General features: G+C 58.9%; 28 protein-coding genes. 17 read left to right on the top strand and 11 right to left on the bottom strand.

Annotated features, from left to right (window positions below; genetic code table 11):
• The first annotated feature begins 12 nt into the window (after nt 1-12).
• From CUN63_RS07935 to CUN63_RS07915, 5 genes are all read left to right on the top strand, one after another.
• Nucleotides 13-408, top strand: coding sequence for a FagA protein (locus tag CUN63_RS07935; protein ID WP_129438490.1), 396 nt, complete (start codon nt 13-15; stop codon nt 406-408).
• A gap of 252 nt (nt 409-660) precedes the next feature.
• Nucleotides 661-2,043, top strand: coding sequence for an aspartate ammonia-lyase (locus CUN63_RS07930; protein WP_129438488.1), 1,383 nt, complete (start codon nt 661-663; stop codon nt 2,041-2,043).
• Nucleotides 2,044-2,070: 27 nt separating this feature from the next.
• Complete coding sequence (locus CUN63_RS07925) at nt 2,071-2,499, top strand: hypothetical protein (RefSeq protein ID WP_056742946.1); 429 nt, start codon at nt 2,071-2,073, stop codon at nt 2,497-2,499.
• A 1-nt stretch (nt 2,500) separates the two neighbouring features.
• Nucleotides 2,501-3,112 (top strand): superoxide dismutase, encoded by a 612-nt coding sequence (locus tag CUN63_RS07920; protein ID WP_129438486.1) that lies wholly within the window; start codon nt 2,501-2,503, stop codon nt 3,110-3,112.
• A gap of 30 nt (nt 3,113-3,142) precedes the next feature.
• Nucleotides 3,143-4,036 (top strand): ZIP family metal transporter, encoded by an 894-nt coding sequence (locus tag CUN63_RS07915; protein WP_129438484.1) that lies wholly within the window; start codon nt 3,143-3,145, stop codon nt 4,034-4,036.
• Between the two features lie 189 nt (nt 4,037-4,225).
• Here CUN63_RS07915 and CUN63_RS07910 read toward each other — a convergent pair whose 3' ends face one another.
• The 10 genes from CUN63_RS07910 to CUN63_RS07865 form a co-directional block, all read right to left on the bottom strand.
• The gene (locus CUN63_RS07910) at nt 4,226-4,501 is read right to left on the bottom strand and encodes an HPr family phosphocarrier protein (protein ID WP_033058002.1); all 276 of its coding nucleotides are present in this window, start codon (nt 4,499-4,501) and stop codon (nt 4,226-4,228) included.
• A 15-nt stretch (nt 4,502-4,516) separates the two neighbouring features.
• A complete protein-coding gene (gene rapZ, locus CUN63_RS07905) occupies nt 4,517-5,374 on the bottom strand; it encodes an RNase adapter RapZ (protein ID WP_033058000.1) in 858 nt (285 codons plus the stop codon).
• 2 nt (nt 5,375-5,376) lie between these two features.
• The gene (ptsN, locus tag CUN63_RS07900) at nt 5,377-5,841 is read right to left on the bottom strand and encodes a PTS IIA-like nitrogen regulatory protein PtsN (RefSeq protein ID WP_008150761.1); all 465 of its coding nucleotides are present in this window, start codon (nt 5,839-5,841) and stop codon (nt 5,377-5,379) included.
• Between the two features lie 12 nt (nt 5,842-5,853).
• On the bottom strand, nt 5,854-6,162 hold the full coding sequence (hpf, locus tag CUN63_RS07895; RefSeq protein WP_007941242.1) for a ribosome hibernation-promoting factor, HPF/YfiA family: 309 nt from the start codon (nt 6,160-6,162) through the stop codon (nt 5,854-5,856).
• A gap of 74 nt (nt 6,163-6,236) precedes the next feature.
• Nucleotides 6,237-7,730 carry an RNA polymerase factor sigma-54 gene (locus tag CUN63_RS07890; protein WP_129438482.1) on the bottom strand — a complete coding sequence of 498 codons (1,494 nt, stop codon included), beginning with the start codon at nt 7,728-7,730 and terminating at the stop codon, nt 6,237-6,239.
• Between the two features lie 184 nt (nt 7,731-7,914).
• Nucleotides 7,915-8,640, bottom strand: coding sequence for an LPS export ABC transporter ATP-binding protein (gene lptB / locus CUN63_RS07885; RefSeq protein ID WP_033057997.1), 726 nt, complete (start codon nt 8,638-8,640; stop codon nt 7,915-7,917).
• Complete coding sequence (lptA, locus tag CUN63_RS07880) at nt 8,640-9,188, bottom strand: lipopolysaccharide transport periplasmic protein LptA (protein ID WP_129438480.1); 549 nt, start codon at nt 9,186-9,188, stop codon at nt 8,640-8,642. Before lptA ends, lptB begins: the two co-directional genes overlap by 1 nt.
• On the bottom strand, nt 9,175-9,747 hold the full coding sequence (gene lptC / locus CUN63_RS07875) for an LPS export ABC transporter periplasmic protein LptC (protein WP_129438478.1): 573 nt from the start codon (nt 9,745-9,747) through the stop codon (nt 9,175-9,177). Before lptC ends, lptA begins: the two co-directional genes overlap by 14 nt.
• Nucleotides 9,748-9,754: 7 nt before the next feature.
• Nucleotides 9,755-10,279: an HAD family hydrolase gene (locus tag CUN63_RS07870; protein WP_033057989.1), complete on the bottom strand. Its 525-nt coding sequence runs from the start codon at nt 10,277-10,279 to the stop codon at nt 9,755-9,757.
• Nucleotides 10,279-11,253 carry a KpsF/GutQ family sugar-phosphate isomerase gene (locus tag CUN63_RS07865; RefSeq protein ID WP_129438476.1) on the bottom strand — a complete coding sequence of 325 codons (975 nt, stop codon included), beginning with the start codon at nt 11,251-11,253 and terminating at the stop codon, nt 10,279-10,281. The genes CUN63_RS07870 and CUN63_RS07865 overlap by 1 nt, the downstream gene beginning before the upstream one ends.
• A 276-nt stretch (nt 11,254-11,529) precedes the next feature.
• Here CUN63_RS07865 and CUN63_RS07860 point away from each other — a divergent pair, with 276 nt between their 5' ends.
• The 10 genes from CUN63_RS07860 (at nt 11,530) to hisC (ending at nt 19,497) form a co-directional block, all read left to right on the top strand.
• Nucleotides 11,530-12,339, top strand: coding sequence for an ATP-binding cassette domain-containing protein (locus tag CUN63_RS07860; protein ID WP_129438474.1), 810 nt, complete (start codon nt 11,530-11,532; stop codon nt 12,337-12,339).
• Nucleotides 12,339-13,136, top strand: a complete 798-nt coding sequence (gene mlaE / locus CUN63_RS07855; protein WP_008150745.1) for a lipid asymmetry maintenance ABC transporter permease subunit MlaE — start codon at nt 12,339-12,341, stop codon at nt 13,134-13,136. Before CUN63_RS07860 ends, mlaE begins: the two co-directional genes overlap by 1 nt.
• On the top strand, nt 13,136-13,603 hold the full coding sequence (gene mlaD / locus CUN63_RS07850; RefSeq protein ID WP_046045861.1) for an outer membrane lipid asymmetry maintenance protein MlaD: 468 nt from the start codon (nt 13,136-13,138) through the stop codon (nt 13,601-13,603). The genes mlaE and mlaD overlap by 1 nt, the downstream gene beginning before the upstream one ends.
• 11 nt (nt 13,604-13,614) lie before the next feature.
• A complete protein-coding gene (locus tag CUN63_RS07845; protein ID WP_129438472.1) occupies nt 13,615-14,271 on the top strand; it encodes a phospholipid-binding protein MlaC in 657 nt (218 codons plus the stop codon).
• Nucleotides 14,268-14,573, top strand: coding sequence for a lipid asymmetry maintenance protein MlaB (locus CUN63_RS07840; protein ID WP_129438470.1), 306 nt, complete (start codon nt 14,268-14,270; stop codon nt 14,571-14,573). Before CUN63_RS07845 ends, CUN63_RS07840 begins: the two co-directional genes overlap by 4 nt.
• A 113-nt stretch (nt 14,574-14,686) precedes the next feature.
• Nucleotides 14,687-14,926 (top strand): BolA family protein, encoded by a 240-nt coding sequence (locus CUN63_RS07835; protein ID WP_007912386.1) that lies wholly within the window; start codon nt 14,687-14,689, stop codon nt 14,924-14,926.
• 22 nt (nt 14,927-14,948) lie between these two features.
• Nucleotides 14,949-16,214 (top strand): UDP-N-acetylglucosamine 1-carboxyvinyltransferase, encoded by a 1,266-nt coding sequence (gene murA, locus CUN63_RS07830; protein ID WP_046045865.1) that lies wholly within the window; start codon nt 14,949-14,951, stop codon nt 16,212-16,214.
• Between the two features lie 128 nt (nt 16,215-16,342).
• A complete protein-coding gene (gene hisG / locus CUN63_RS07825) occupies nt 16,343-16,978 on the top strand; it encodes an ATP phosphoribosyltransferase (RefSeq protein ID WP_007901570.1) in 636 nt (211 codons plus the stop codon).
• A gap of 126 nt (nt 16,979-17,104) precedes the next feature.
• Nucleotides 17,105-18,442 carry a histidinol dehydrogenase gene (gene hisD / locus CUN63_RS07820; RefSeq protein ID WP_129438468.1) on the top strand — a complete coding sequence of 446 codons (1,338 nt, stop codon included), beginning with the start codon at nt 17,105-17,107 and terminating at the stop codon, nt 18,440-18,442.
• A 2-nt stretch (nt 18,443-18,444) separates the two neighbouring features.
• Nucleotides 18,445-19,497 carry a histidinol-phosphate transaminase gene (hisC, locus tag CUN63_RS07815; protein WP_129438466.1) on the top strand — a complete coding sequence of 351 codons (1,053 nt, stop codon included), beginning with the start codon at nt 18,445-18,447 and terminating at the stop codon, nt 19,495-19,497.
• A 147-nt stretch (nt 19,498-19,644) separates the two neighbouring features.
• On the opposite strand, the gene algW is transcribed toward hisC, so the two are convergent.
• Entirely contained in the window at nt 19,645-20,805 is a 1,161-nt protein-coding gene (gene algW / locus CUN63_RS07810; protein ID WP_129438464.1) for a Do family serine endopeptidase AlgW, read from the bottom strand.
• Nucleotides 20,806-20,907: 102 nt separating this feature from the next.
• Between algW and CUN63_RS07805 the strand changes: the two genes are divergently transcribed.
• Together CUN63_RS07805 and cysD are read left to right on the top strand one after the other, a co-directional pair.
• Nucleotides 20,908-21,666, top strand: a complete 759-nt coding sequence (locus tag CUN63_RS07805; protein WP_129438461.1) for a Nif3-like dinuclear metal center hexameric protein — start codon at nt 20,908-20,910, stop codon at nt 21,664-21,666.
• A 246-nt stretch (nt 21,667-21,912) separates the two neighbouring features.
• Nucleotides 21,913-22,830: a sulfate adenylyltransferase subunit CysD gene (cysD, locus tag CUN63_RS07795; RefSeq protein WP_129438456.1), complete on the top strand. Its 918-nt coding sequence runs from the start codon at nt 21,913-21,915 to the stop codon at nt 22,828-22,830.
• Nucleotide 22,831: the final 1 nt, after the last annotated feature.

The raw sequence follows: 22,831 nt of genomic DNA, 5'->3' as shown, positions 1-22,831 counted from the left end.
TGGGCCCGGATCATGAGTTCTGCCTTGCACGAGCAGCCTTACCTCGAAAGCTGGCGCTGGATGAGTCGCCAGATCCGTTGCGCGATGGACCCTGACGAGCCCCGCTTGATCGAACATTACCTGGCCGAAGGTCGTTATCTCGCCTGTTGCACGGCAACCTCTCCCTGGACCATCGCCGAAACTTCTTTGCGCCTGTTACTCGACACCGCCGCCGATGTCGCGCTGCCCTGGCACTGGCGCACCTTTTGTCTGGACCAGGCCTGGCGGCCGTTGCGCGATCTGGAACGCCTCTCTCTGTGCAAGTGCCGCCTCAAGCGCTGGCAGAGCTACACCTGGCAACTGGCGACCTGCGAGTTGCAGCCCTCGATTCCTCTCATAGAACAGGTGCAAGGATTTTCTGATGAGTAGGGTCTGTCATCAGTTATTTCCTATGCCGCGCCGGGCCTGCTGTGGTGCAGGGCAAGGCGCGAGGAGCGTGGTTTGGTCATTCCAAATAAGCTCCGAGCAACGCAGCCCTGCGCCACCGCAGGCCCGGCCCTCCGGGTTGTGTCTGAAAGCGGGCCAGACTGCGTTGCAGTCCTTGGCAAGGGAAAAACATTACCAGCGGACTGCGCCTTGCCTGGCCCGCTTTCATACACAACGCGGCATAGGAAATAACTGATGACAGACCCTCAGACACGCATTGAACGCGACAGCATGGGCGAACTTCAGGTCCCAGTGGATGCGCTCTATGGCGCGCAGACCCAGCGCGCGGTGGATAACTTTCCCATCAGCGGCAAACCGATGCCGGTGCAGTTTATCCGCGCGCTGATCCTGGCCAAGGCCGCCGCTGCCCGAGCCAATGTCGAGCTCAAGCAAATCAGCGAGTCCCAGGGCACAGCCATCGTCGATGCGGCGCTGGGTCTGCTCCAAAGCGACTTCATGCAGCATTTTCCGGTGGATATCTTCCAGACCGGTTCCGGCACCAGTTCGAACATGAACGCCAACGAAGTGATCGCCACCCTGGCGAGCCGCCTGCTCGGCGAGCCGGTGAACCCCAACGATCACGTCAATTGCGGCCAAAGCAGCAACGACATCATCCCGACCACCATCCACGTCAGTGCTGCGTTGGCGTTGCACGAGCAATTGTTGCCGGCGCTGGTGCGTCTGGTTCAGGTGATCGAGCGCAAGGCCGATGAGGTTCATCACCACGTCAAAACCGGCCGCACTCACTTGATGGACGCGATGCCGGTGCGCATGAGCCAGGTGCTCAACGGTTGGGCGCAGCAGCTCAAGGCCAACATCGGTCATCTGCAGGATCTGCTGCCGAGTCTGCAATCCCTGGCTCAGGGCGGCACGGCAGTGGGCACCGGAATCAACGCTCATCCGCAATTCGCGGCGCGTTTCAGTGAGCAACTGAGCAAGCTGACTCAGGTGCAATTCCAGCCGGGCGAGGATCTGTTTGCGCTGATTGGTTCTCAGGACACGGCGGTCAGTGTTTCCGGTCAGCTCAAGGCCACGGCCGTTTCGCTGATGAAAATCGCCAACGACCTGCGCTGGATGAACTCCGGCCCGCTGGCCGGTCTTGGTGAAATCGAACTCGAAGCCTTGCAGCCGGGTTCTTCGATCATGCCAGGCAAGGTCAACCCGGTGATCCCGGAAGCGACCGCCATGGTCGCCGCTCAGGTCATCGGCAATGACACGGTCATCACCATTGCCGGTCAGTCGGGCAATTTCGAGCTGAACGTGATGCTGCCGATCATCGCCCAGAACCTGCTGAGCAGCATCGAGTTGCTGACCAACTCCAGCCATCTGCTGGGTGAAAAGGCCATCGCCAGCTTCAAGGTCAACGAAGTCAGGCTCAAGGAAGCGCTGTCGCGTAACCCGATCCTGGTCACCGCACTCAACCCGATCATTGGTTACCAAAAAGCCGCGGAGATCGCCAAGAAGGCCTATCAACAGGGCCGGCCGGTGATCGATGTCGCTCTGGAACACACTGACCTGACACGCAGCCAGCTTGAGGTCTTGCTGGACCCGGAAAAACTCACCGCAGGCGGCGTGTAACCACCGCAACCGCTTTGGAGGTTCACCATGGAACACTGGAAACGCACGATCGAACGGGCAAATCGTTGTTTCATGCTGGGCGAATACGTCGATGCCCGCGAGGCTTACTTGCAGGCATTGGCCCTGGCCCAGGTGTTGTTCGAGCGCTGGGCAGATGCCGACGAGGCGGTCGCGGCCTGCGTGATTTCCCACCACAACTTGGCGGATCTGCATTTGCGTCTGAACCAGCCGGAGGAGAGCGCCGAGTACCTGTGCGCCATCCATCAACGGTTGTTGCAGACCATGCAGGATCCGCGACTGGCGCCAGCCCTGCGTGAAGCAGCATTGCGCCAGAGCAGTAAAACCTACGTCGAGCTGCTGAATTTCATCAGCGAACACGGCGAATACCCGCGTACGCATCGATTGCTGCACATCGATGCCGCCTCGCCTGCGCCCCTACATCATGGAGTTCATTGAAATGGCTTTTACCTTGCCTGCCTTGCCCTACGCCTACGATGCCCTGGAACCGCACATCGATGCGCAGACCATGGAAATCCACTACACCAAGCATCACCAGACCTACATCAACAACCTCAACGCTGCGGTGGAAGGCACCGAGTTTGCCGAGTGGCCGGTGGAGAAACTGGTGTCTGCTGTCCAGCAACTACCGGAGAAGCTGCGCGCGGCGGTGATTAATCAGGGCGGCGGGCATGCCAACCATTCGCTGTTTTGGGAAGTGATGGCGCCCAACGGCGGCGGCAATCCTGAAGGCTCGTTGGCTGAGGCGATCAATGAGCAACTGGGCGGCCTGAGCAGTTTCAAGGAAGCCTTCACCAAAGCCGCGCTGACTCGTTTCGGCAGTGGCTGGGCGTGGCTCAGTGTGACGCCGCAAAAGACACTGGTCGTTGAAAGCAGCGGCAATCAGGACAGTCCATTGATGAACGGCAATACGCCAATCCTCGGCCTGGATGTCTGGGAGCACGCTTATTACCTGCAGTACCAGAACCGTCGCCCGGAATACATCAACGCGTTCTACAACGTGATCAATTGGCCTGAAGTCGCTGCGCGCTATCAGGCTGCACTGGTTTAAGACTTCTGCAAAAACAATCCAAGGCTGGCTATGGGCACTGAAACACTGGCGATCGGAAGTGGACGAATGTTTCGTTACGCATTCGGATCGCTGTTACTGCTGGCAGGCATGACGTTATTGGTTGCCCAAGGCTTGGCGTGGCTGGACCTCGAGCCGAAACTGCTGCGCGCGCTGCAAGGCGGGGCGATCTGCGCTTTGGGCACTGCCTTGGGCGCGGTGCCCGTGCTGGTGATTCGACGGATGCCCCAGGCGGTCAGCGATACGCTGCTTGGCTTCGGGGCCGGGGTAATGCTCGCGGCGACAGCGTTTTCGTTGATCGTTCCTGGGATTTCTGCCGCTGAAAACCTGGGGCTGACGCCTTGGGCGGCCAGCGGACTGATCAGTTTCGGCATCATGTTGGGGGCGTTCGGGCTGTTTCTGGTGGATCGAAAGGTCTCCGGAGCCAGCCCGGAAATGTTGGTTGGCACTCTTGAACGGCCGGTCATTCCACCGCGAATCTGGCTATTTGTGTTTGCGATCATTGCCCACAACATCCCCGAGGGCATGGCGGTCGGTGTGTCGGCGGGGGGTGGCATGCCCGACGCCGATAGCCTGGCCATGGGCGTCGCCTTGCAGGATGTGCCGGAAGGTCTGGTGATCGCGCTGGTATTGGCCGGGGCAGGGATGTCGCGGGTCAAGGCGTTCCTGATTGGTGCTGCGTCAGGGGTGGTCGAGCCGGTCTTCGCGTTGCTGTGTGCCTGGCTGGTGAGCCTGGCCGAATTGTTGTTGCCCTTGGGGTTGGCACTGGCGGCCGGGGCAATGTTGCTGGTGGTCACCCATGAAGTCATCCCTGAGTCGCGCCGCAATGGTCACGACAAGCTTGCAAGTCTTGGGTTGCTGATCGGGTTTTGCTTGATGATGGTGATGGATACGGCGTTGGCTTAGCTGCAGAGCACGAACTTTGTAGCAGCTGGCGAAGCCTGCGTTCGGTTCGGTTCGGGCCGCGTTCGGACGAAGCAGTCGCCAGTTCGAAATTTGTGGTGCGTCAGTTCAACCGCGCGTGTATTTACGACTGCTGCGTCCGAACGCGGCCCGAACCGAACGCAGCCTTCGGCAGTTGCTACAGGGCGAGCGTTATTCGCCTTCGCCGAAGTAGTCATTGATCAAATTAACCAATGCCTGCAGCGCCTCATCAGCCTGTTCACCTTCGGTGCTCAGGTGGATTTTGGTGCCCTTGCCTGCAGCGAGCATCATCATTGCCATGATGCTTTTTCCGTCGACCGTGGATTCCGGCGTGCGTCCTACTCTGATCGTGCAATCCTTGAACTCACCGGCGACGCCAACGAATTTTGCAGAAGCGCGGGCATGCAGGCCCAGCTTGTTGATGATTTCAATTTCCAGAGCAGGCATCGCGGTGTGAATCCTTTAGCTGAGGTCGCGGTGGCGAACCTGGACGTTCTTCAGGGATTTTTGCAGGGCCTGGCCCAGACGTTCGGTCAGGTAGACGGAGCGGTGATGGCCGCCGGTGCAACCAATGGCAATGGTGACATAAGCGCGGTTGCTGGCGGCGAAGCGTGGTAGCCACTTGAGCAAGTAGGTGGAGATGTCCTGGAACATCTCTTCGACGTCCGGCTGTGCCGCCAGGTACTCGGCAACTGGTTGGTCGAGCCCGGATTGATCGCGCAACTCTGGCTTCCAGTAAGGGTTCGGCAGGCAGCGCACGTCGAACACCAGATCAGCGTCCACCGGCATGCCACGCTTGAAGCCGAAAGACTCCACCAGGAACGCCGTACCGGGTTCCGGCTGGTTCAGCAGGCGCAGCTTGATGGTATCCCGCAGCTGATACAGGTTCAGGTTGGTGGTGTTTACTTTGAGATCGGCGAGGTCGGCAATCGGCCCGAGCAGGGCGGTCTCATCGTTGATGGCCTCGGCCAGCGAGCGATTGGCATTGCTTAGCGGGTGACGACGGCGGGTTTCCGAGAAACGTTTGAGCAAGGTTTCTTCGTCGGCGTCCAGATAAAGCACATCACACTGGATATGCCGACTGCGCACTTCTTCCAGCAATTCGGGAAACCGCGACAAGTGACTCGGCAAGTTACGCGCATCGATGGATACGGCAACCAGCGGTTGTGCCAGCTCGGTGTGAATCAACGCGCGTTCGGCCAGTTCCGGCAACAGACCGGCGGGCAGGTTGTCGATGCAGTAGTAGCCGTTGTCCTCGAGAACATCGAGTGCGGTACTTTTACCTGAGCCGGAGCGGCCACTGACGATGATCAAGCGCATGATTAGTGACCGTTTTGCTCGTCCAGGACAACCTGATACAAGGCTTCATTGCTCGGGGCGCTGCGCAGTTTTTCGCGCACTTCCTTGCGGTCGAGCATGCTGGCGATCTGGCGCAGTAACTCCAGGTGCGCATCGGTAGCGGCTTGCGGGACCAGCAGAACGAACAGCAGGTCAACCGGGGCGCCATCGATGGCGTCGAAATCAATGGGTGCATCAAGGTGCATCAGGGCGCTGATGGGCGAGGTGCAACCCTTCAGGCGGCAGTGGGGAATGGCGATGCCATTGCCAAAACCGGTTGAGCCGAGTTTTTCACGGGCAATCAGAGCCTCGAAGACATCTTGCATCTCCAGATCCGGCACTTCTTTGTGGATAAGGTTGGCAATTTGCTCGAGGGCTTTCTTTTTACTGCCGCCCGGCACGTTCACGAGGGAACGGCCGGGGGTCAGGATGCTTTCAAGTCGGATCATGGGTTGGGAGTGTTAACGACCGGTCGCGCCCTGGAGGAGGCTTTGGGTCTTTTCCTTATGCTTTTTGAGTTGTTTATCCAGCTTGTCGGTCAGTGCGTCGATCGCCGCGTACATATCGGTATGCTCCGCGTTTGCGACCACTTCATTGCCGGGAATATGCAGCGTGGCTTCGATTTTCTGCTTGAGCTTTTCGACCGTCATCGTGACCTGCACGTTGGTGATCTTGTCGAAATGCCTCTCTAATCGTTCGAGTTTTTCGCCGATGTAGGTGCGAAGAGGTTCGGTCACTTCCAGTTGGTGTCCACTGATGTTGACTTGCATACAGCTTCTCCTTCGTTGCCAGTGCATAAAGCGGCAGGCAGAAATGCCTGCCACTGGAACGCTGTGGCGTGGCTCTACATCAACCGCTTGCGTTCGCTCGAAGGCGCGATCCCGAGGGATTCGCGGTACTTGGCGACGGTGCGGCGAGCCACCTGAATGCCTTGTGCCTCCAGTAAACCAGCGATCTTGCTGTCACTCAACGGCTTTTTCTGATTTTCCGCGGCAACCAGTTTTTTGATGATCGCGCGGATCGCCGTGGACGAGCATTCACCGCCCTCGGAGGTGCTGACGTGGCTGGAGAAAAAGTATTTCAGTTCATATATGCCCCGTGGGGTATGCATGAATTTCTGCGTGGTCACCCGTGAAATCGTCGACTCGTGCATGCCCACCGCTTCGGCGATGTCATGCAGGACCAGCGGTTTCATGGCTTCGTCGCCGTATTCAAGAAAGCCGCGCTGATGCTCGACGATCTGAGTGGCTACTTTCATCAGGGTTTCGTTGCGGCTTTGCAGGCTCTTGATGAACCAGCGGGCCTCTTGCAACTGATTGCGCATGAAGGTGTTGTCGGCGCTAGTGTCGGCGCGGCGCACGAAACCGGCGTATTGAGCATTCACCCGCAGTCGTGGCACGGATTCCTGGTTCAGCTCCACCAGCCAGCGTTCGTTGTCCTTGCGTACGATCACGTCAGGAACGACGTATTCGGCTTCGCTGGACTCGATTTGCGAGCCTGGGCGCGGGTTGAGGCTCTGCACCAGTTCAATCACTTGGCGCAGTTCGTCTTCCTTGAGCTTCATGCGACGCATCAGCTGGCTGTAATCGCGGCTGCCGAGCAGGTCGATATAGTCGGTGACCAGGCGTTTGGCCTCGACCAGCCAAGGCGTCTTGGCGGGCAACTGACGCAATTGCAGCAGCAGGCATTCGCCCAGATTGCGGGCACCGATGCCAGCAGGTTCGAATTGCTGGATGCGGTGCAGGACGGCTTCGATTTCGTCCAGTTCGATGTCCAGTTCCGGGTCGAAGGCTTCGAGAATCTCCTCGAGGGTTTCGTCCAGGTAGCCCTGATTGTTGATGCAGTCGATCAGGGTCACGGCGATCAGGCGATCGGTGTCGGACATCGGGGCCAGGTTCAGTTGCCACAGCAGGTGGCTTTGCAGGCTTTCGCCGGCCGATGTCCGGGTGGTGAAGTCCCACTCGTCGTCATCGTTGCTCGGCAGGCTGCTGGCGCTGGTCTGATAGACGTCTTCCCACGCGGTATCGACGGGCAGTTCATTGGGGATGCGCTCGTTCCAGTCGCCTTCCTCGAGGTTATCCACCGTCGGGGCGGTTTCCTGGTAGGAGGGTTCCTGAATGTCGACGTTGGGTTGCTGTTCGGCTTTATCGGCCAAGGGGTCGGCGTTATCGAAGTCGTCGCCTTCTTCCTGGCGTTCGAGCATCGGATTGGACTCCAGGGCCTCCTGGATTTCCTGTTGCAGGTCCAGGGTCGACAATTGGAGCAGGCGGATGGCCTGTTGCAGCTGCGGTGTCATCGTCAGATGCTGGCCCATTCTCAAGACTAGCGATGGTTTCATGGCAGGGGCTTAACACCTTATTCGCCGGCGCACATGCGCCATCCACTACAGGGCGCCGGAGCGCCAAACATAAGCAAATTATATGCCCGAAACTGCAGCGTTTGCCTAGAGCGCTGTAACAATAAAAAAATGTTGATTTTTTATCGAGACAAGCGCCCGAGCAACCAGCCAGACACCTCAGTGCTTACAGGCGGAACTCATGGCCCAGATACACTTCCTTGACCAGGTCGTTGGCCAGGATGGTGGCAGAGTCACCTTCGGCGATCAGCTGGCCATCGTTGACGATGTAGGCGGTTTCGCAGATATCCAGGGTTTCACGGACGTTGTGGTCAGTGATCAGCACGCCAATGCCCTTGGCCTTGAGGTGATAGATGATCTGTTTGATGTCGCCCACCGAAATCGGGTCCACGCCGGCGAATGGTTCGTCGAGCAGGATGAATTTCGGGTTGGTGGCTAGTGCCCGGGCGATTTCCACACGGCGGCGTTCACCACCGGACAGGCTCATGCCGAGGTTGTCGCGAATGTGGCTGATGTGGAATTCCTGCAGCAGGCTTTCCAGCTCTTTGCGACGACCGGCCTTGTCGAGTTCCTTGCGGGTCTCGAGAATCGCCATGATGTTGTCGGCTACCGAGAGTTTGCGGAAGATCGATGCTTCTTGCGGAAGATAGCCGATACCGGCCTTCGCACGACCGTGCATAGGCTGGTGGCTGACATCCATGTCGTCAATCAGTACGCGACCCTGATCGGCCTGTACCAGACCGACAATCATGTAAAAGCAGGTGGTCTTGCCGGCGCCGTTGGGACCCAGCAGGCCGACGATCTGACCGCTGTCGATCGACAGGCTGACATCGCGCACGACCTGGCGGCTCTTGTAGCTCTTGGCCAGATGCTGAGCTTTCAGAGTTGCCATTACTGGGCCTTTTGCTCGTCGGTTTTCTTCTTCGGCTGGATCACCATGTCAATGCGCGGACGCGACTCGGTGACCTTGTTGCCCGTCGCGCGACCGGCGCTCGCAAGCTTTTTGACCGTGTCGTAGACGATTTTCTCGCCTTGGGTGACGTTGTTGTCCTTGTCGATGACTTTGGCGCGATCGATCAGTACGACCCGGTTTTGCGAGGCGTGGTACTGAATAGTCACTCCCCAGCCCTGAACAGGCTTGGTGTCGCCCTGGGTTTGCAGTTGCTCGAAATAGGCGAGGTTGCCCACCGAAGTCACCACGTCGATGTCGCCGGTCGGGGTGCGGGTGATGGTCACAGTATTGCCTTTAACGATCATCGAGCCCTGAGTGATGATCACGTCACCTTTATAGGTGGCAATGCCATTCTTGTCGTCCAGCTGGGCGTCGTCGGCCTGGATGCGGATAGGCTGCGCTTGATCGGTCGGCAGAGCCCAGGCGCTCACGCTTCCCAGTGCTGCGCTCAGACCGAGCAAAATAGGGAGGGTTTTAACGAGCCTCATACTGTCCTCTTACGTTCGATAGCAGGTGTATCCTGCTTTCTTTCAAATACGCTTTCATTCCCTTGCCAGTCGACACACCACCAGCGCCGTCGATTCTAACGGGTTGCTCGGTCTGCGCATATTGCTGCTGCGGGAACACTGTCATGCGGGTGCTGGTAATCAGGGTCTTGCGGTTTTTCTCGTCGAAGCGCGTGATGCGCACCGAGTCAATCAGTTCGACCTGAGTGCCGTCGGGATTCACTTCGCCGTGCTCGCTCTGGATATGCCACGGAAACTCGGTGCCGCGGAACATGTTCAGGTCGGGATTGGTCAACAGCGTCACTTCGGTGGCTTTCAGGTGTTCAACCTTGTCGGACGTCATTTCGTATTGCAGTTTGCCGTCCGGCAGGTATTGCACGCTGTGGGCGTTGATCGCGTAATAGTCGATCGCAGTTTCATCGATCTTTGCCACCGGCTGATCGAGGAAGCGTTCCGGGCTGATGTTCCAGTAGCCGACCGCCGCGAATATCGCTGCGATGCAACCGAACACCAGGAATTTGCGAAACTTTTTGCTCAGCATAGTTGGCTCACAGGTACGCGGCGTTTGCCGCATCAAGGCGGCCCTGCGCGCGCAGGATCAATTCGCAGAATTCGCGAGCGGCACCCTCGCCACCGCGGGCCTGGGTTATGCCGTGGGCGTGTTCACGGACGAAACTGGCAGCGTTTGCCACCGCCATGCCCAGGCCGACGCGGCGAATCACCGGCAGGTCTGGCAGGTCATCGCCGAGATAGGCAACTTGCTCGTAGCTTAGGTTGAGTTGGGCGAGAAGCTCGTCGAGCACCACCAGTTTGTCTTCGCGCCCCTGGTACACGTGTGGAATACCGAGGTTCTTCGCTCGTCGCTCGACCACCGGGGTCTTGCGGCCACTGATGATAGCGGTCTGCACACCGGCTGCCATCAACATCTTGATGCCTTGGCCGTCGAGGGTGTTGAACGTCTTGAATTCGCTGCCGTCTTCGAGGAAGTACAGGCGTCCATCGGTCAGTACGCCATCGACGTCAAAAACCGCCAGCTTGATGTTCTTGCCGCGTTGCAGCAGGTCGGTGCTCATCACATTACTCCTGCACGCAGCAGATCGGACAGGTTGAAGGCGCCGATCGGACGGTCCTCCTTGTCCACCACTACCAGCGCATTGATTCGATGGTCTTCCATGATTTTCAGGGCCTCGGCTGCCAGCATATCGGGACGGGCGGTCTTGCCGTGAACGGTCATGACCTCATCAATGGTCGTATGGTGGATGTCGATGGTCCGGTCAAGGGTTCGGCGCAAGTCGCCGTCGGTGAAGATCCCGGCCAGTTTGCCGTCGGCCTCCACAATCGCGGTCATGCCCAGGCCCTTGCGGGTCATTTCCATCAAGGCGTCCTTGAGTAGCGTGCCACGTTGCACCTGGGGCAGTTCTGCTCCGGCGTGCATGACGGTTTCCACTTTCAGCAGCAGGCGTCGGCCAAGCGCGCCGCCGGGGTGGGAAAAGGCGAAATCTTCAGCGGTAAAACCGCGGGCTTCCAGCAGCGCAACGGCCAGGGCGTCGCCCATGACCAGCGCGGCAGTGGTCGACGAGGTCGGTGCCAGGTTGAGCGGACAGGCTTCGTGCTCGACGTGCACGTTGAGGTTGACCTCGGCAGCCTTCGCCAGCGGTGAGTCAGGGTTGCCGGTCATGCTGATCAATTGAATGCCCAGGCGTTTGATCAGCGGCAGCAGGGTGACGATTTCATTGGTGGAGCCGGAGTTTGACAGCGCCAGGATGATGTCGTCGCGGGTGATCATGCCCATATCACCGTGGCTGGCTTCGGCCGGGTGCACGAAAAAGGCCGTGGTGCCGGTACTGGCCAGGGTGGCGGCGATCTTGTTGCCGATGTGCCCCGATTTGCCCATGCCGACCACGACCACGCGCCCTTTGCTGGCCAGAATCATCTCGCAAGCGCGTACGAAATCTGCGTCGATACGGGGCAACAAGCCTTGTACGGCTTCCAGTTCGAGGCGGATGGTGCGTTGGGCAGATTGAATCAGGTCGCTGGATTGGCTCATGTCAGAAATCGTATAGCCTGATGAAAAGGCGGCGATTATAACGGTAATGATCGAAACCCTCACGCAAGTTCGTCGCGCTTTGTCATTCCCGGTTACCCAATACCCTTAAATGTAAGCTTTTACCCCGTCATGTTGCTGAACATGGCCCGGCTTGGGCCTTGGGCGCTTGGCCATTGCAGTGATATAGTTCGCCGCCAGTTCGGCCTGCCCGGGAGGTATGTGCTTTCGCCAGAAAGTCAGGCGTCCGAGTGAGAGGCTGCATCGCAAGGAGTTTAGATGAGTGCCGATAAAGCCTACGCGGTCGAGCTGAAGGGACTGTCCTTCAAGCGCGGAACGCGCAGCATTTTCAATAACGTCGATATACGTATCCCGCGCGGCAAGGTCACCGGCATCATGGGGCCTTCCGGGTGCGGCAAGACTACGCTGTTGCGGCTGATGGGCGCACAGTTGCGGCCCACCAAAGGCGAAGTCTGGGTCAATGGACAGAACCTGCCGAAACTGTCGCGCAGTGATCTGTTCGATGCGCGAAAGCACATGGGCGTGCTGTTTCAGAGTGGTGCACTGTTCACCGATCTCGATGTGTTCGAGAACGTCGCCTTTCCGCTACGCGTCCATACCGAACTGCCGGAAGAAATGATCCGGGACATTGTCCTGCTCAAATTGCAGGCCGTGGGCTTGCGTGGCGCCATCGACCTGATGCCTGACGAGTTGTCCGGCGGCATGAAGCGTCGCGTCGCGCTGGCCCGGGCGATTGCCCTCGATCCGCAGATCCTCATGTATGACGAGCCCTTTGTCGGCCAGGACCCCATCGCCATGGGCGTACTGGTGCGCCTGATCCGCCTGCTCAACGATGCGCTGGGCATCACCAGTATCGTGGTCTCCCACGACCTGGCCGAGACCGCGAGCATCGCCGACTACATCTATGTCGTCGGCGAAGGCCAGGTGTTGGGGCAGGGCACTCCCGAGGAGCTGATGAACTCGCAGGAGCCACGCATCCGTCAATTCATGACAGGCGAGCCCGACGGTCCGGTCGCCTATCACTTTCCAGCGACGGATTACCGCGCAGATCTTCTGGGGAAGCGTTGATGCGCAAGATTTCACTAATAGAACGGGTTCGCCGGTTCGGCCACTCTGGCATTGACGTGCTGGGGGTGTTCGGCCGTTCCGCGATATTCCTGTTCCATGCCTTGCTTGGCCGTGGCGGCATTGGCGGCGGTTTTGGCTTGCTGATCAAGCAACTGCATTCGGTGGGCGTGATGTCCCTGGTGATCATTGTGGTCTCCGGGGTATTCATCGGCATGGTGCTGGCGCTGCAAGGCTTCAATATTCTATCCAGCTATGGTTCGGAGCAGGCGGTCGGCCAGATGGTTGCGCTGACGCTGTTGCGCGAACTGGGGCCCGTGGTCACGGCATTGTTGTTCGCCGGGCGCGCCGGTTCGGCATTGACTGCCGAAATCGGCAACATGAAGTCCACCGAGCAGTTGTCCAGTCTGGAAATGATTGGTGTCGACCCGCTCAAGTACATCATTGCGCCGCGCCTGTGGGCCGGCTTCATTTCCCTGCCGGTGCTGGCGATGATCTTCAGCGTGGTGGGAATCTGGGGTGGTTCGTGGGTGGCCGTCGACTGGCTGGGTGTCTATGAAGGTTCCTACTGGTCCAACATGCAGAACAGCGTGACCTTTGCAGACGATGTGCTCAACGGCATCATCAAAAGCATCGTTTTCGCCTTTGTCGTGACCTGGATCGCCGTATTCCAAGGCTATGACTGCGAGCCCACTTCCGAGGGGATCAGTCGTGCCACTACCAAGACCGTGGTGTATGCCTCTTTGGCTGTACTCGGCCTGGACTTTATTCTGACCGCCTTGATGTTTGGAGATTTCTGATGCAAAACCGCACCCTGGAAATCGGTGTCGGCCTTTTCTTGCTGGCTGGCATCCTGGCTTTGCTGTTGCTGGCGTTGCGGGTGAGTGGCCTGTCCCCGAGCGCAACCACCGACACTTATAAACTTTATGCGTATTTCGACAATATCGCCGGTTTGACGGTCAGAGCTAAAGTGACCATGGCCGGTGTGACCATCGGCAAGGTCACAGCGATCGATCTGGACCGCGACAGTTTCACCGGTCGAGTGACCATGCAGCTGGAAAAACGCGTAGATAACCTGCCGACTGACTCCACTGCATCTATCCTGACCGCTGGACTGTTGGGCGAGAAGTACATCGGTCTCAGCGTGGGCGGCGAAGAAGGCTTGCTCAAGGATGGTGGAACCATTCACGACACCCAGTCGTCGCTGGTACTCGAAGACCTGATCGGTAAGTTTCTGCTCAATACCGTTAGTAAAGACGCCAAATGAGGAGCTTTTGAATGATCTCTACCTTGCGACGTGGCCTGTTGGTATTACTCGCGGCCCTGCCGTTGATGGCTAACGCCGTGGCGGCGCCTTCCGCGCACGAACTGGTACAGGACACCACCAATCGGTTACTTGCCGATCTGGCGGCCAATAAAGAGAAGTACAAGCAGGATCCGAAAGACTTTTATGCCGCGCTGGACACCATCGTCGGACCTGTTGTGGATGCCGAGGGCATTTCCAAGAGCATCATGACGGTCAAATACTCGCGCAAAGCCACGCCTGCGCAAATGAAGACCTTTGAAGAAAACTTCAAAAAGGGTCTGTTCCAGTTCTATGGCAACGCTTTGCTCGAATACAACAATCAGGGGATCGTCGTCGACCCTGCCAAGGATGAGTCGGGAGATCGTACAAGCGTTGCCATGACGGTCAAAGGCAGCAACGGCGCGATCTATCCTGTGTCTTACACACTCGAAAAGATCAATGGCGAGTGGAAACTGCGCAACGTGATCATCAACGGCATTAACATTGGCAAGCTGTTCCGTGATCAGTTCGCTGATGCGATGCAGCGCAATGGCAATGACCTGGACAAGACCATCAATGGTTGGGCCGGGGAAGTCGCCAAAGCCAAGGAAGCCAGTCAGAAGCAAACAACCGAGACGCAAGCTCAATGAGTGTGTCGGCCATTCGCATGAGCGAATCCGGCGAGCTGACGCTTAGCGGCATGCTGGATTACCGCACCGGCCCCGGCTTGCGCAAGCAGGGGCAGGCGCTGATTAAATCCAGCAAGGCCGCTGCACTGGTGATCGATTGCTCGGCTGTGTTGAAGTCCAGCAGTGTCGGCTTGTCGTTGCTGCTGTGTTTCATGCGTGATGCCGAGGCGGCCGGGAAGGCGCTGAGCATCCGCAAGATGCCAGAAGACATGCGCGAAATCGCTCAGGTCAGCGAATTGACCGAGTTGTTGGCGCATCCCTAACCGCATCTATAAAGAAGCCCCCCGTCAGAGTCCTGCTTCGCGGGGTTCGCAGGCGCGGGGCTTTTTTGTATGATGTCCGACCCGCGCGCACAGGGCGCCGATTGAGGTTGAGCATGCAGGCCGTAGAAGTGAAGAGCTTCCTTGAAGGAAAGCTGCCAGGAACCCTAGTAGAAGTCGAGGGCGAAGGCTGCAACTTTCAGCTGAACGTGATTAGCGATGAACTGGCGGCGTTGAGCCCGGTGAAGCGTCAGCAGCAGATCTATGCCCATTTGAACCCATGGATCACCGATGGCAGCATCCATGCGGTCACTATGAAATTTTTCAGCAGCGCGGCCTGGGCCGAGCGCACCTGAGCCCAAGGGCGTCGAGATTCTTATGGATAAATTGATAATTACCGGTGGCGTTCGTCTTGATGGCGAAATCCGCATCTCCGGGGCAAAGAACTCTGCCCTGCCGATCCTGGCTGCAACCTTGCTGTGCGATGGCCCGGTGACTGTTGCCAACCTGCCGCACCTGCACGACATCACCACCATGATCGAGCTGTTCGGTCGTATGGGCATCGAGCCGGTGATCGACGAGAAACTCAGCGTCGAAATCGACCCGCGCACCATCAAGACCCTGATCGCTCCGTACGAACTGGTTAAAACCATGCGTGCGTCGATCCTGGTGCTGGGCCCGATGGTTGCCCGTTTCGGTGAAGCCGAAGTCGCACTGCCTGGCGGTTGCGCCATCGGTTCGCGTCCGGTTGACCTGCACATTCGTGGCCTCGAAGCCATGGGCGCGGTCATCGACGTCGAAGGCGGTTACATCAAGGCCAAGGCGCCTGAAGGTGGCCTGCGCGGTGCGCACTTCTTCTTCGACACCGTCAGTGTGACCGGTACCGAAAACATCATGATGGCGGCCGCTCTGGCCAAGGGCCGCAGCGTTCTGGCAAACGCCGCTCGCGAGCCTGAAGTCATCGACCTGGCGAACTTCCTGATCGCCATGGGCGCCAAGATCACTGGCGCAGGCACTGACACCATCACCATTGATGGTGTTGAGCGTCTGCACCCGACCACTTACAAAGTGATGCCTGACCGTATCGAGACCGGCACTTACCTGGTCGCAGCTGCTGTGACCGGCGGTCGTGTGAAGGTCAAGGACACCGATCCGACCATCCTCGAAGCCGTTCTTGAGAAACTCAAGGAATCGGGTGCCGAAATCACCTGCGGCGAAGACTGGATCGAGCTGAACATGCACGGCAAGCGGCCAAAAGCCGTTAACGTGCGCACCGCTCCGTACCCGGCATTCCCGACCGACATGCAAGCGCAGTTCATCTCCCTCAACGCCATTGCCGAAGGCACCGGTGCCGTGATCGAGACGATCTTCGAAAACCGCTTCATGCACGTTTACGAACTGCACCGCATGGGCGCCAAGATCCAGGTCGAAGGCAACACTGCCATCGTCACGGGTACCGAAAAGCTCAAGGGCGCGCCAGTCATGGCCACCGACCTGCGTGCTTCGGCCAGCCTGGTGATCTCGGCGTTGATCGCTGAAGGTGACACCCTGATCGACCGCATCTACCACATCGACCGTGGTTACGAGTGCATCGAAGAGAAACTGCAGATGCTCGGCGCCAAGATCCGCCGCGTACCGGGCTAGTTTCTGCTGCATGGGCGCAGGGACGCGCCCGTTGATTTCGTTTCAAGTCGAGCCTGCTTCAGGCTCGATGTGTGTCCGGCGCCATTTGCGACCGGGCATGAGTACCTTGATAAGGACTGACGTTTCCCATGTTGACCATCGCACTGTCCAAGGGCCGCATCCTTGACGACACCCTGCCGCTTCTGGCTGAAGCGGGCATCGTGCCGACCGAGAATCCGGACAAGAGCCGCAAGCTGATCATCCCCACGACTCAGGCCGATGTACGTCTGCTGATCGTGCGCGCCACCGATGTGCCGACTTACGTCGAACATGGTGCCGCTGACCTGGGCGTCGCCGGTAAAGATGTGCTGATGGAATACGGCGGCCAGGGTTTGTACGAGCCATTGGACCTGAGAATTGCCCTCTGCAAGCTGATGACCGCCGGCCGTGTCGGCGATGTCGAGCCCAAGGGCCGCCTGCGTGTGGCGACCAAATTCGTCAACGTTGCCAAGCGCTACTACGCCGAACAGGGCCGTCAGGTCGACATCATCAAGCTCTATGGCTCGATGGAACTGGCGCCGCTGATCGGTCTGGCAGACAAGATCATCGACGTGGTCGATACCGGCAACACCCTGCGCGCCAATGGTCTGGAACCCCAGGATTTCATTGCCGACATCAGCTCCCGGCTGATCGTGAACAAGGCTTCGATGAAAATGCAGCACGCCCGTATCCAGGCGTTGATCGACACCCTGCGCAAGGCAGTGGAGTCTCGACACCGCGGCTGATTCACCTGCGCGACGTTAAGTCGCGCCCGTCTATCCGCCTCATAGCCAGAATTCTCAGGTGCCCAAGCGGAAACGACTGCTAAGTTAGGGCGCCTGAGTTTTTGCCATTCCTATGAGGCTCTCGCTATGACCGCACCGACTGCAATTCGCCGACTCAACGCTGCTGACCCGGATTTCGCACATCATCTGGATCATCTGCTGAGCTGGGAAAGTGTGTCTGACGACTCGGTCAATCAGCGGGTGCTGGATATCATCAAGGCCGTGCGCGAGCGTGGCGATGCGGCGCTGGTGGAATTCACCCAGAAGTTCGACGGCCTGCAGGTCGCGTCCATGGCGGACCTGATCCTGCCTCGCGAACGCCTGGAACTGGCCCTGACCCGAATCACCGTGCCGCAGCGTGAAGCGCTGGAAAAAGCCGCGTCCCGAGTACGCAGCTACCACGAGAAACAGAAACAGGATTCCTGGAGCTACACCGAAGCCGACGGCACCGTGCTGGGTCAGAAGGTCACGCCGCTGGATCGCGCCGGTCTGTACGTACCGGGCGGCAAGGCGTCTTATCCGTCCTCGGTACTGATGAACGCGATTCCGGCCAAGGTGGCCGGTGTGACCGAAGTGGTCATGGTGGTGCCGACGCCTCGTGGCGAAATCAACGAACTGGTGCTGGCCGCAGCCTGCATCGCCGGCGTCGACCGCGTGTTCACCATCGGCGGCGCTCAAGCGGTCGCCGCGCTGGCTTACGGCACCGAAAGCGTGCCGAAGGTCGACAAAGTGGTCGGTCCGGGCAACATCTACGTCGCCACCGCCAAGCGCCACGTGTTCGGCCAGGTCGGCATCGACATGATCGCCGGCCCATCCGAAATCCTCGTGGTATGCGACGGCCAGACTGATCCGGACTGGATCGCCATGGACCTGTTCTCCCAAGCCGAGCACGACGAAGACGCCCAGGCGATTCTGGTCAGCCCGGACGCCGAGTTCCTCGACAAGGTCGCCGCCAGCATCGCCAAACTGCTGCCGACCATGGAGCGCGCCGAGATCATCGAAACGTCGATCAATGGCCGTGGCGCGCTGATCAAGGTCCGCGACATGGACCAAGCCATCGAAGTGGCCAACCGCATTGCACCGGAACACCTTGAGTTGTCCGTTGCTGATCCGCAGGCCTGGCTGACGAAGATTCGCCACGCTGGCGCGATCTTCATGGGCCGTCACACCTCCGAAGCCTTGGGCGACTACTGCGCAGGTCCCAACCACGTGTTGCCAACCTCCGGCACCGCGCGTTTCTCCTCGCCGCTGGGTGTGTACGACTTCCAGAAGCGTTCGTCGATCATCTTCTGCTCCGAGCAGGGTGCGTCGGAACTGGGCAAAACCGCTTCCGTGCTGGCCCGTGGCGAGTCGCTGACCGCCCACGCGCGGAGCGCCGAATACCGCATCCTTGACGAAGACTCTTCACAAGGGCAGGGGAACTGAACATGAGTAAATTCTGGAGCCCGTTCGTCAAGAATCTGGTGCCTTATGTGCCGGGCGAGCAGCCGAAACTGGCGAAGCTGGTGAAGCTCAACACCAACGAAAACCCGTACGGTCCATCGCCAAAAGCCTTGGCGGCGATGCAGGCCGAACTGAATGACAACCTGCGTCTGTACCCGGACCCGAACAGCGACCTGCTCAAGCAAGCGGTCGCCCAGTACTACGGCGTGCAGAGCAATCAGGTGTTTCTCGGCAATGGTTCCGATGAAGTCCTGGCGCACATCTTTCACGGTTTGCTGCAGCACGATCAGCCGCTGCTGTTCCCGGACATCAGCTACAGCTTCTATCCGGTTTACTGCGGGTTGTACGGCATCGCCTTCGACGCGGTGCCGCTGGACGAGCAGTTCCAGATCAACCCGGCGGACTATGCCAAGCCGAACGGCGGGATCATCTTCCCTAACCCGAACGCACCGACTGGCTGCCTGTTGGCGCTGGATGCCGTGGAGCAAATCCTCAAGGCCAGCCCGGATTCAGTGGTTGTGGTGGATGAGGCTTACATCGATTTCGGCGGTGAGACGGCGATCAGCCTGGTGGATCGTTATCCGAACCTGCTGGTGACCCAGACCCTGTCCAAGTCCCGCTCGCTGGCCGGTCTGCGGGTGGGTCTGGCGGTAGGGCATCCGGACCTGATCGAGGCGCTGGAGCGGATCAAGAACAGCTTCAACTCCTATCCGCTGGATCGTCTGGCGATTGTGGGAGCTGCGGCGGCGTTCGAGGATCGTGAGCACTTCGACAAGACGTGCCGGTTGGTGATTGAGAGTCGCGATAAGGTGATCGGGCAGCTGGAAGCGAAGGGCTTTGAAGTGTTGCCGTCGGCGGCGAACTTCATCTTCGCCCGTCATCCGAAACACGATGCGGCTGGGTTGGCTGCAAAGTTGCGCGAGCAGGGTGTGATCGTTCGGCACTTCAAGCAGGAACGGATTGCCCAGTTCCTGCGGATCTCGATTGGCACGCCGGAGCAGAATCAGGCGTTGATCGACGGCCTCGGCGACCTCTGAGTCGCCTTCGCGAGCAAGCCCGCTCCCACACTGGATCTTCGGTGCTCACAAATAATGTGTTCACCGAAGATCCAGTGTGGGAGCGGGCTTGCTCGCGAATGGGGCAACACCGACCTTAAGTCTTGCTCGTGGTGTGCCCTGCAACATTTACTCTTCTTCTTTCTCTTTGACTGGCGCCGGCGGCGGGCGCAAACCGATCTCGGCGGTCAGCTTGAGCTCTTTGCCGTTGCGCATCACCTGGATCGTGACCTTGTCGGTCGGTTTGATCCGCGCGACCTGGTTCATCGAACGACGACCATCGCCGGCCGGTTCGCCGTCGATGCTGAGAATCACGTCACCCAGTTGCAGGCCGGCCTTCTGCGCCGGACCGTCACGGAAAATACCCGCGACCACAATGCCCGGGCGCCCCGACAGGCCAAACGATTCCGCCAGTTCCTGGCTCAACGGCTGCACTTCGATACCGAGCCAGCCGCGAATTACCTGGCCGTGTTCGATAATCGACTTCATCACTTCCATGGCCAGTTTCACCGGGATTGCGAAACCGATGCCCTGCGAACCGCCGGACTTGGAGAAGATCGCCGTGTTGATGCCGGTCAGGTTGCCGTTGGCATCCACCAGCGCACCGCCGGAGTTGCCGGGGTTGATCGCAGCATCGGTCTGAATGAAGTCTTCGTAGTTGTTCAAGCCCAGCTGATTGCGCCCGGTGGCGCTGATGATGCCCATGGTCACGGTCTGGCCGACGCCGAACGGGTTGCCGATAGCGAGGGCTACGTCGCCGATGCGGATGTTGTCGGAACGCCCGACGGTGATCGATGGAAGATTCTTCAAGTCGATCTTCAGGACCGCGAGGTCGGTTTCCGGGTCGCTGCCGATCACTCGGGCCAGGGTTTCACGACCGTCCTTGAGCGCCACCACGATCTGGTCGGCGCCAGTGGTCACGTGGTTGTTGGTCAACAGGTAACCTTCCGGGCTCATGATCACGCCGGAGCCGAGGCTCGACTCCATGCGTTTCTGTTTGGGCGAGTTGTCGCCGAAGAAGCGGCGGAACTGCGGATCCTCGAACAGCGGATGGTTCGGTTTGTTGATGACTTTGGTGGTGTACAGGTTGACCACCGACGGCGCGGCCGTGGTCACTGCGTCGGCATAGGACACCGGACCCTGTTGCATAGTGGTGGTTTGCGGGGCTTGCTGCATGTTGACGTCAAGGCTTGGGAGCCCGACCCACTGCGGGTAACGCTGGATGATTAACAGAGCAATAAGCACGCCGGCCAACAGCGGCCAGCCGGAAAAACGCAGCGCCTTGAGCATTAAGCACGTCCTGAGAGGTTGCAGGCGGTATGAGACCGCCCATAATGTCGCGCATTATACGAGGCGAAGCGTGCCTCTGAACGGGATATTTAGGAGTCTTTTATGGCCGTCGCCCTGAGCACCCTGGTCGAAGAAGCCGACCGTTACCTTAACAGTGCAAAGATTGCCGATTACTGCCCCAACGGGTTGCAGGTCGAAGGCCGGCCGCAGGTCATGCGCATCGTCAGTGGCGTCACCGCCAGCCAGGCGTTGCTCGACGCCGCCGTGGAAGCCAGCGCCGACCTGTTGCTGGTGCATCACGGCTATTTCTGGAAAGGCGAGAATCCGTGCATCACCGGCATGAAGCAGCGTCGGTTGAAAACCCTGCTCAAGCACGATATCAGTCTATTGTCCTACCATCTGCCGCTGGATCTGCACCCGGAAGTCGGCAATAACGTTCAACTGGCACGTCAGCTCGATATCACCGTGGAAGGCCCATTGGACCCGGACAATCTCAAAGTTGTCGGCCTGGTCGGTTCATTGAGCGAGCCGGTGACGGCCCGCGATTTTGCCCGTCGCGTACAAGAAGTCATGGGCCGCGAGCCGTTGCTGATCGAAGGCAGCGAGATGATTCGCCGCGTTGGCTGGTGCACCGGTGGCGGTCAGGGTTACATCGATCAGGCCGTGCTGGCGGGCGTCGACTTGTACCTCAGCGGTGAGGCGTCCGAGCAGACCTTTCACAGCGCCCGGGAAAACGACATCAGCTTCATCGCCGCCGGCCATCACGCCACCGAGCGTTATGGCGTGCAGGCCCTGGGCGATTATCTGGCGCGGCGTTTTGCCCTTGAGCACATCTTCATCGATTGCCCGAACCCCATCTGATTTCCTGAACCAATGCATTCCCCTGTGTAGGAGCTGCCGAAGGCTGCGATCTTTTGATCTTGAAAATCAAAGTCAAAAGATCGCAGCCTTCGGCAGCTCCTACAGAGACCGTAGCCCAAACGAGGGGGTATATTCATATACCCTTTCGATCTAGCTCACGTCCTGATTAGAAGAGGTCGCTGTGCTAGGATTCCCCGCTCGAACACGGCCCGCTGGCCGTCCATAAGATCATTTTCGTGAGTAGCCATGGTCGACAAACTGACGCATCTGAAACAGCTGGAGGCCGAAAGCATCCACATCATCCGCGAGGTCGCCGCCGAGTTCGATAACCCGGTGATGCTGTACTCCGTCGGTAAAGACTCCGCCGTGATGCTGCACCTTGCGCGCAAGGCATTCTTCCCCGGCAAACTGCCGTTCCCGGTGATGCACGTCGACACCCGGTGGAAGTTCAAGGAAATGTACACGTTCCGCGATCGCATGGTCGAAGAACTCGGCCTGGACCTGATCGTGCACGTGAACCCCGATGGCGTCGCGCAGGGCATCAACCCGCTGACCCACGGTAGCGCCAAGCACACTGACATCATGAAAACCGAAGGCCTCAAGCAGGCCCTCGACAAGTACGGTTTCGATGCCGCTTTCGGTGGTGCCCGTCGTGACGAAGAGAAGTCCCGTGCCAAAGAGCGCGTGTATTCCTTCCGCGATACGAAGCACCGCTGGGACCCGAAAAACCAGCGTCCCGAGTTGTGGAACGTCTACAATGGCAAGGTCAACAAGGGCGAATCGATCCGTGTTTTCCCGTTGTCGAACTGGACCGAATTGGACATCTGGCAGTACATCTACCTCGAAGGCATCCCGATTGTGCCGCTGTATTTCGCCGCCGAGCGCGACGTTATCGAGATGAATGGCACCTGGATCATGATCGACGACGAACGCCTGCTCAATCACCTGAGCGATGAAGACAAGGCGCGCATCGTCAAGAAGAAGGTCCGTTTCCGCACACTGGGCGACTACCCGCTGACCGGTGCGGTCGAGTCCGAGGCCACCAGCCTGACCGACATCATTCAGGAAATGCTCCTGACGCGAACTTCCGAACGCCAGGGCCGGGTCATCGATCACGATGGCGCAGGCTCGATGGAAGAAAAGAAACGTCAGGGTTATTTCTAAG

Origin of the sequence: Pseudomonas sp. ACM7 (assembly GCF_004136015.1) — a bacterium.
Taxonomy (GTDB): domain Bacteria; phylum Pseudomonadota; class Gammaproteobacteria; order Pseudomonadales; family Pseudomonadaceae; genus Aquipseudomonas; species Aquipseudomonas frigoris.
Note: the sequence above shows the minus strand (reverse complement) of the source record. Positions and strands in the feature narration are given on the sequence as shown.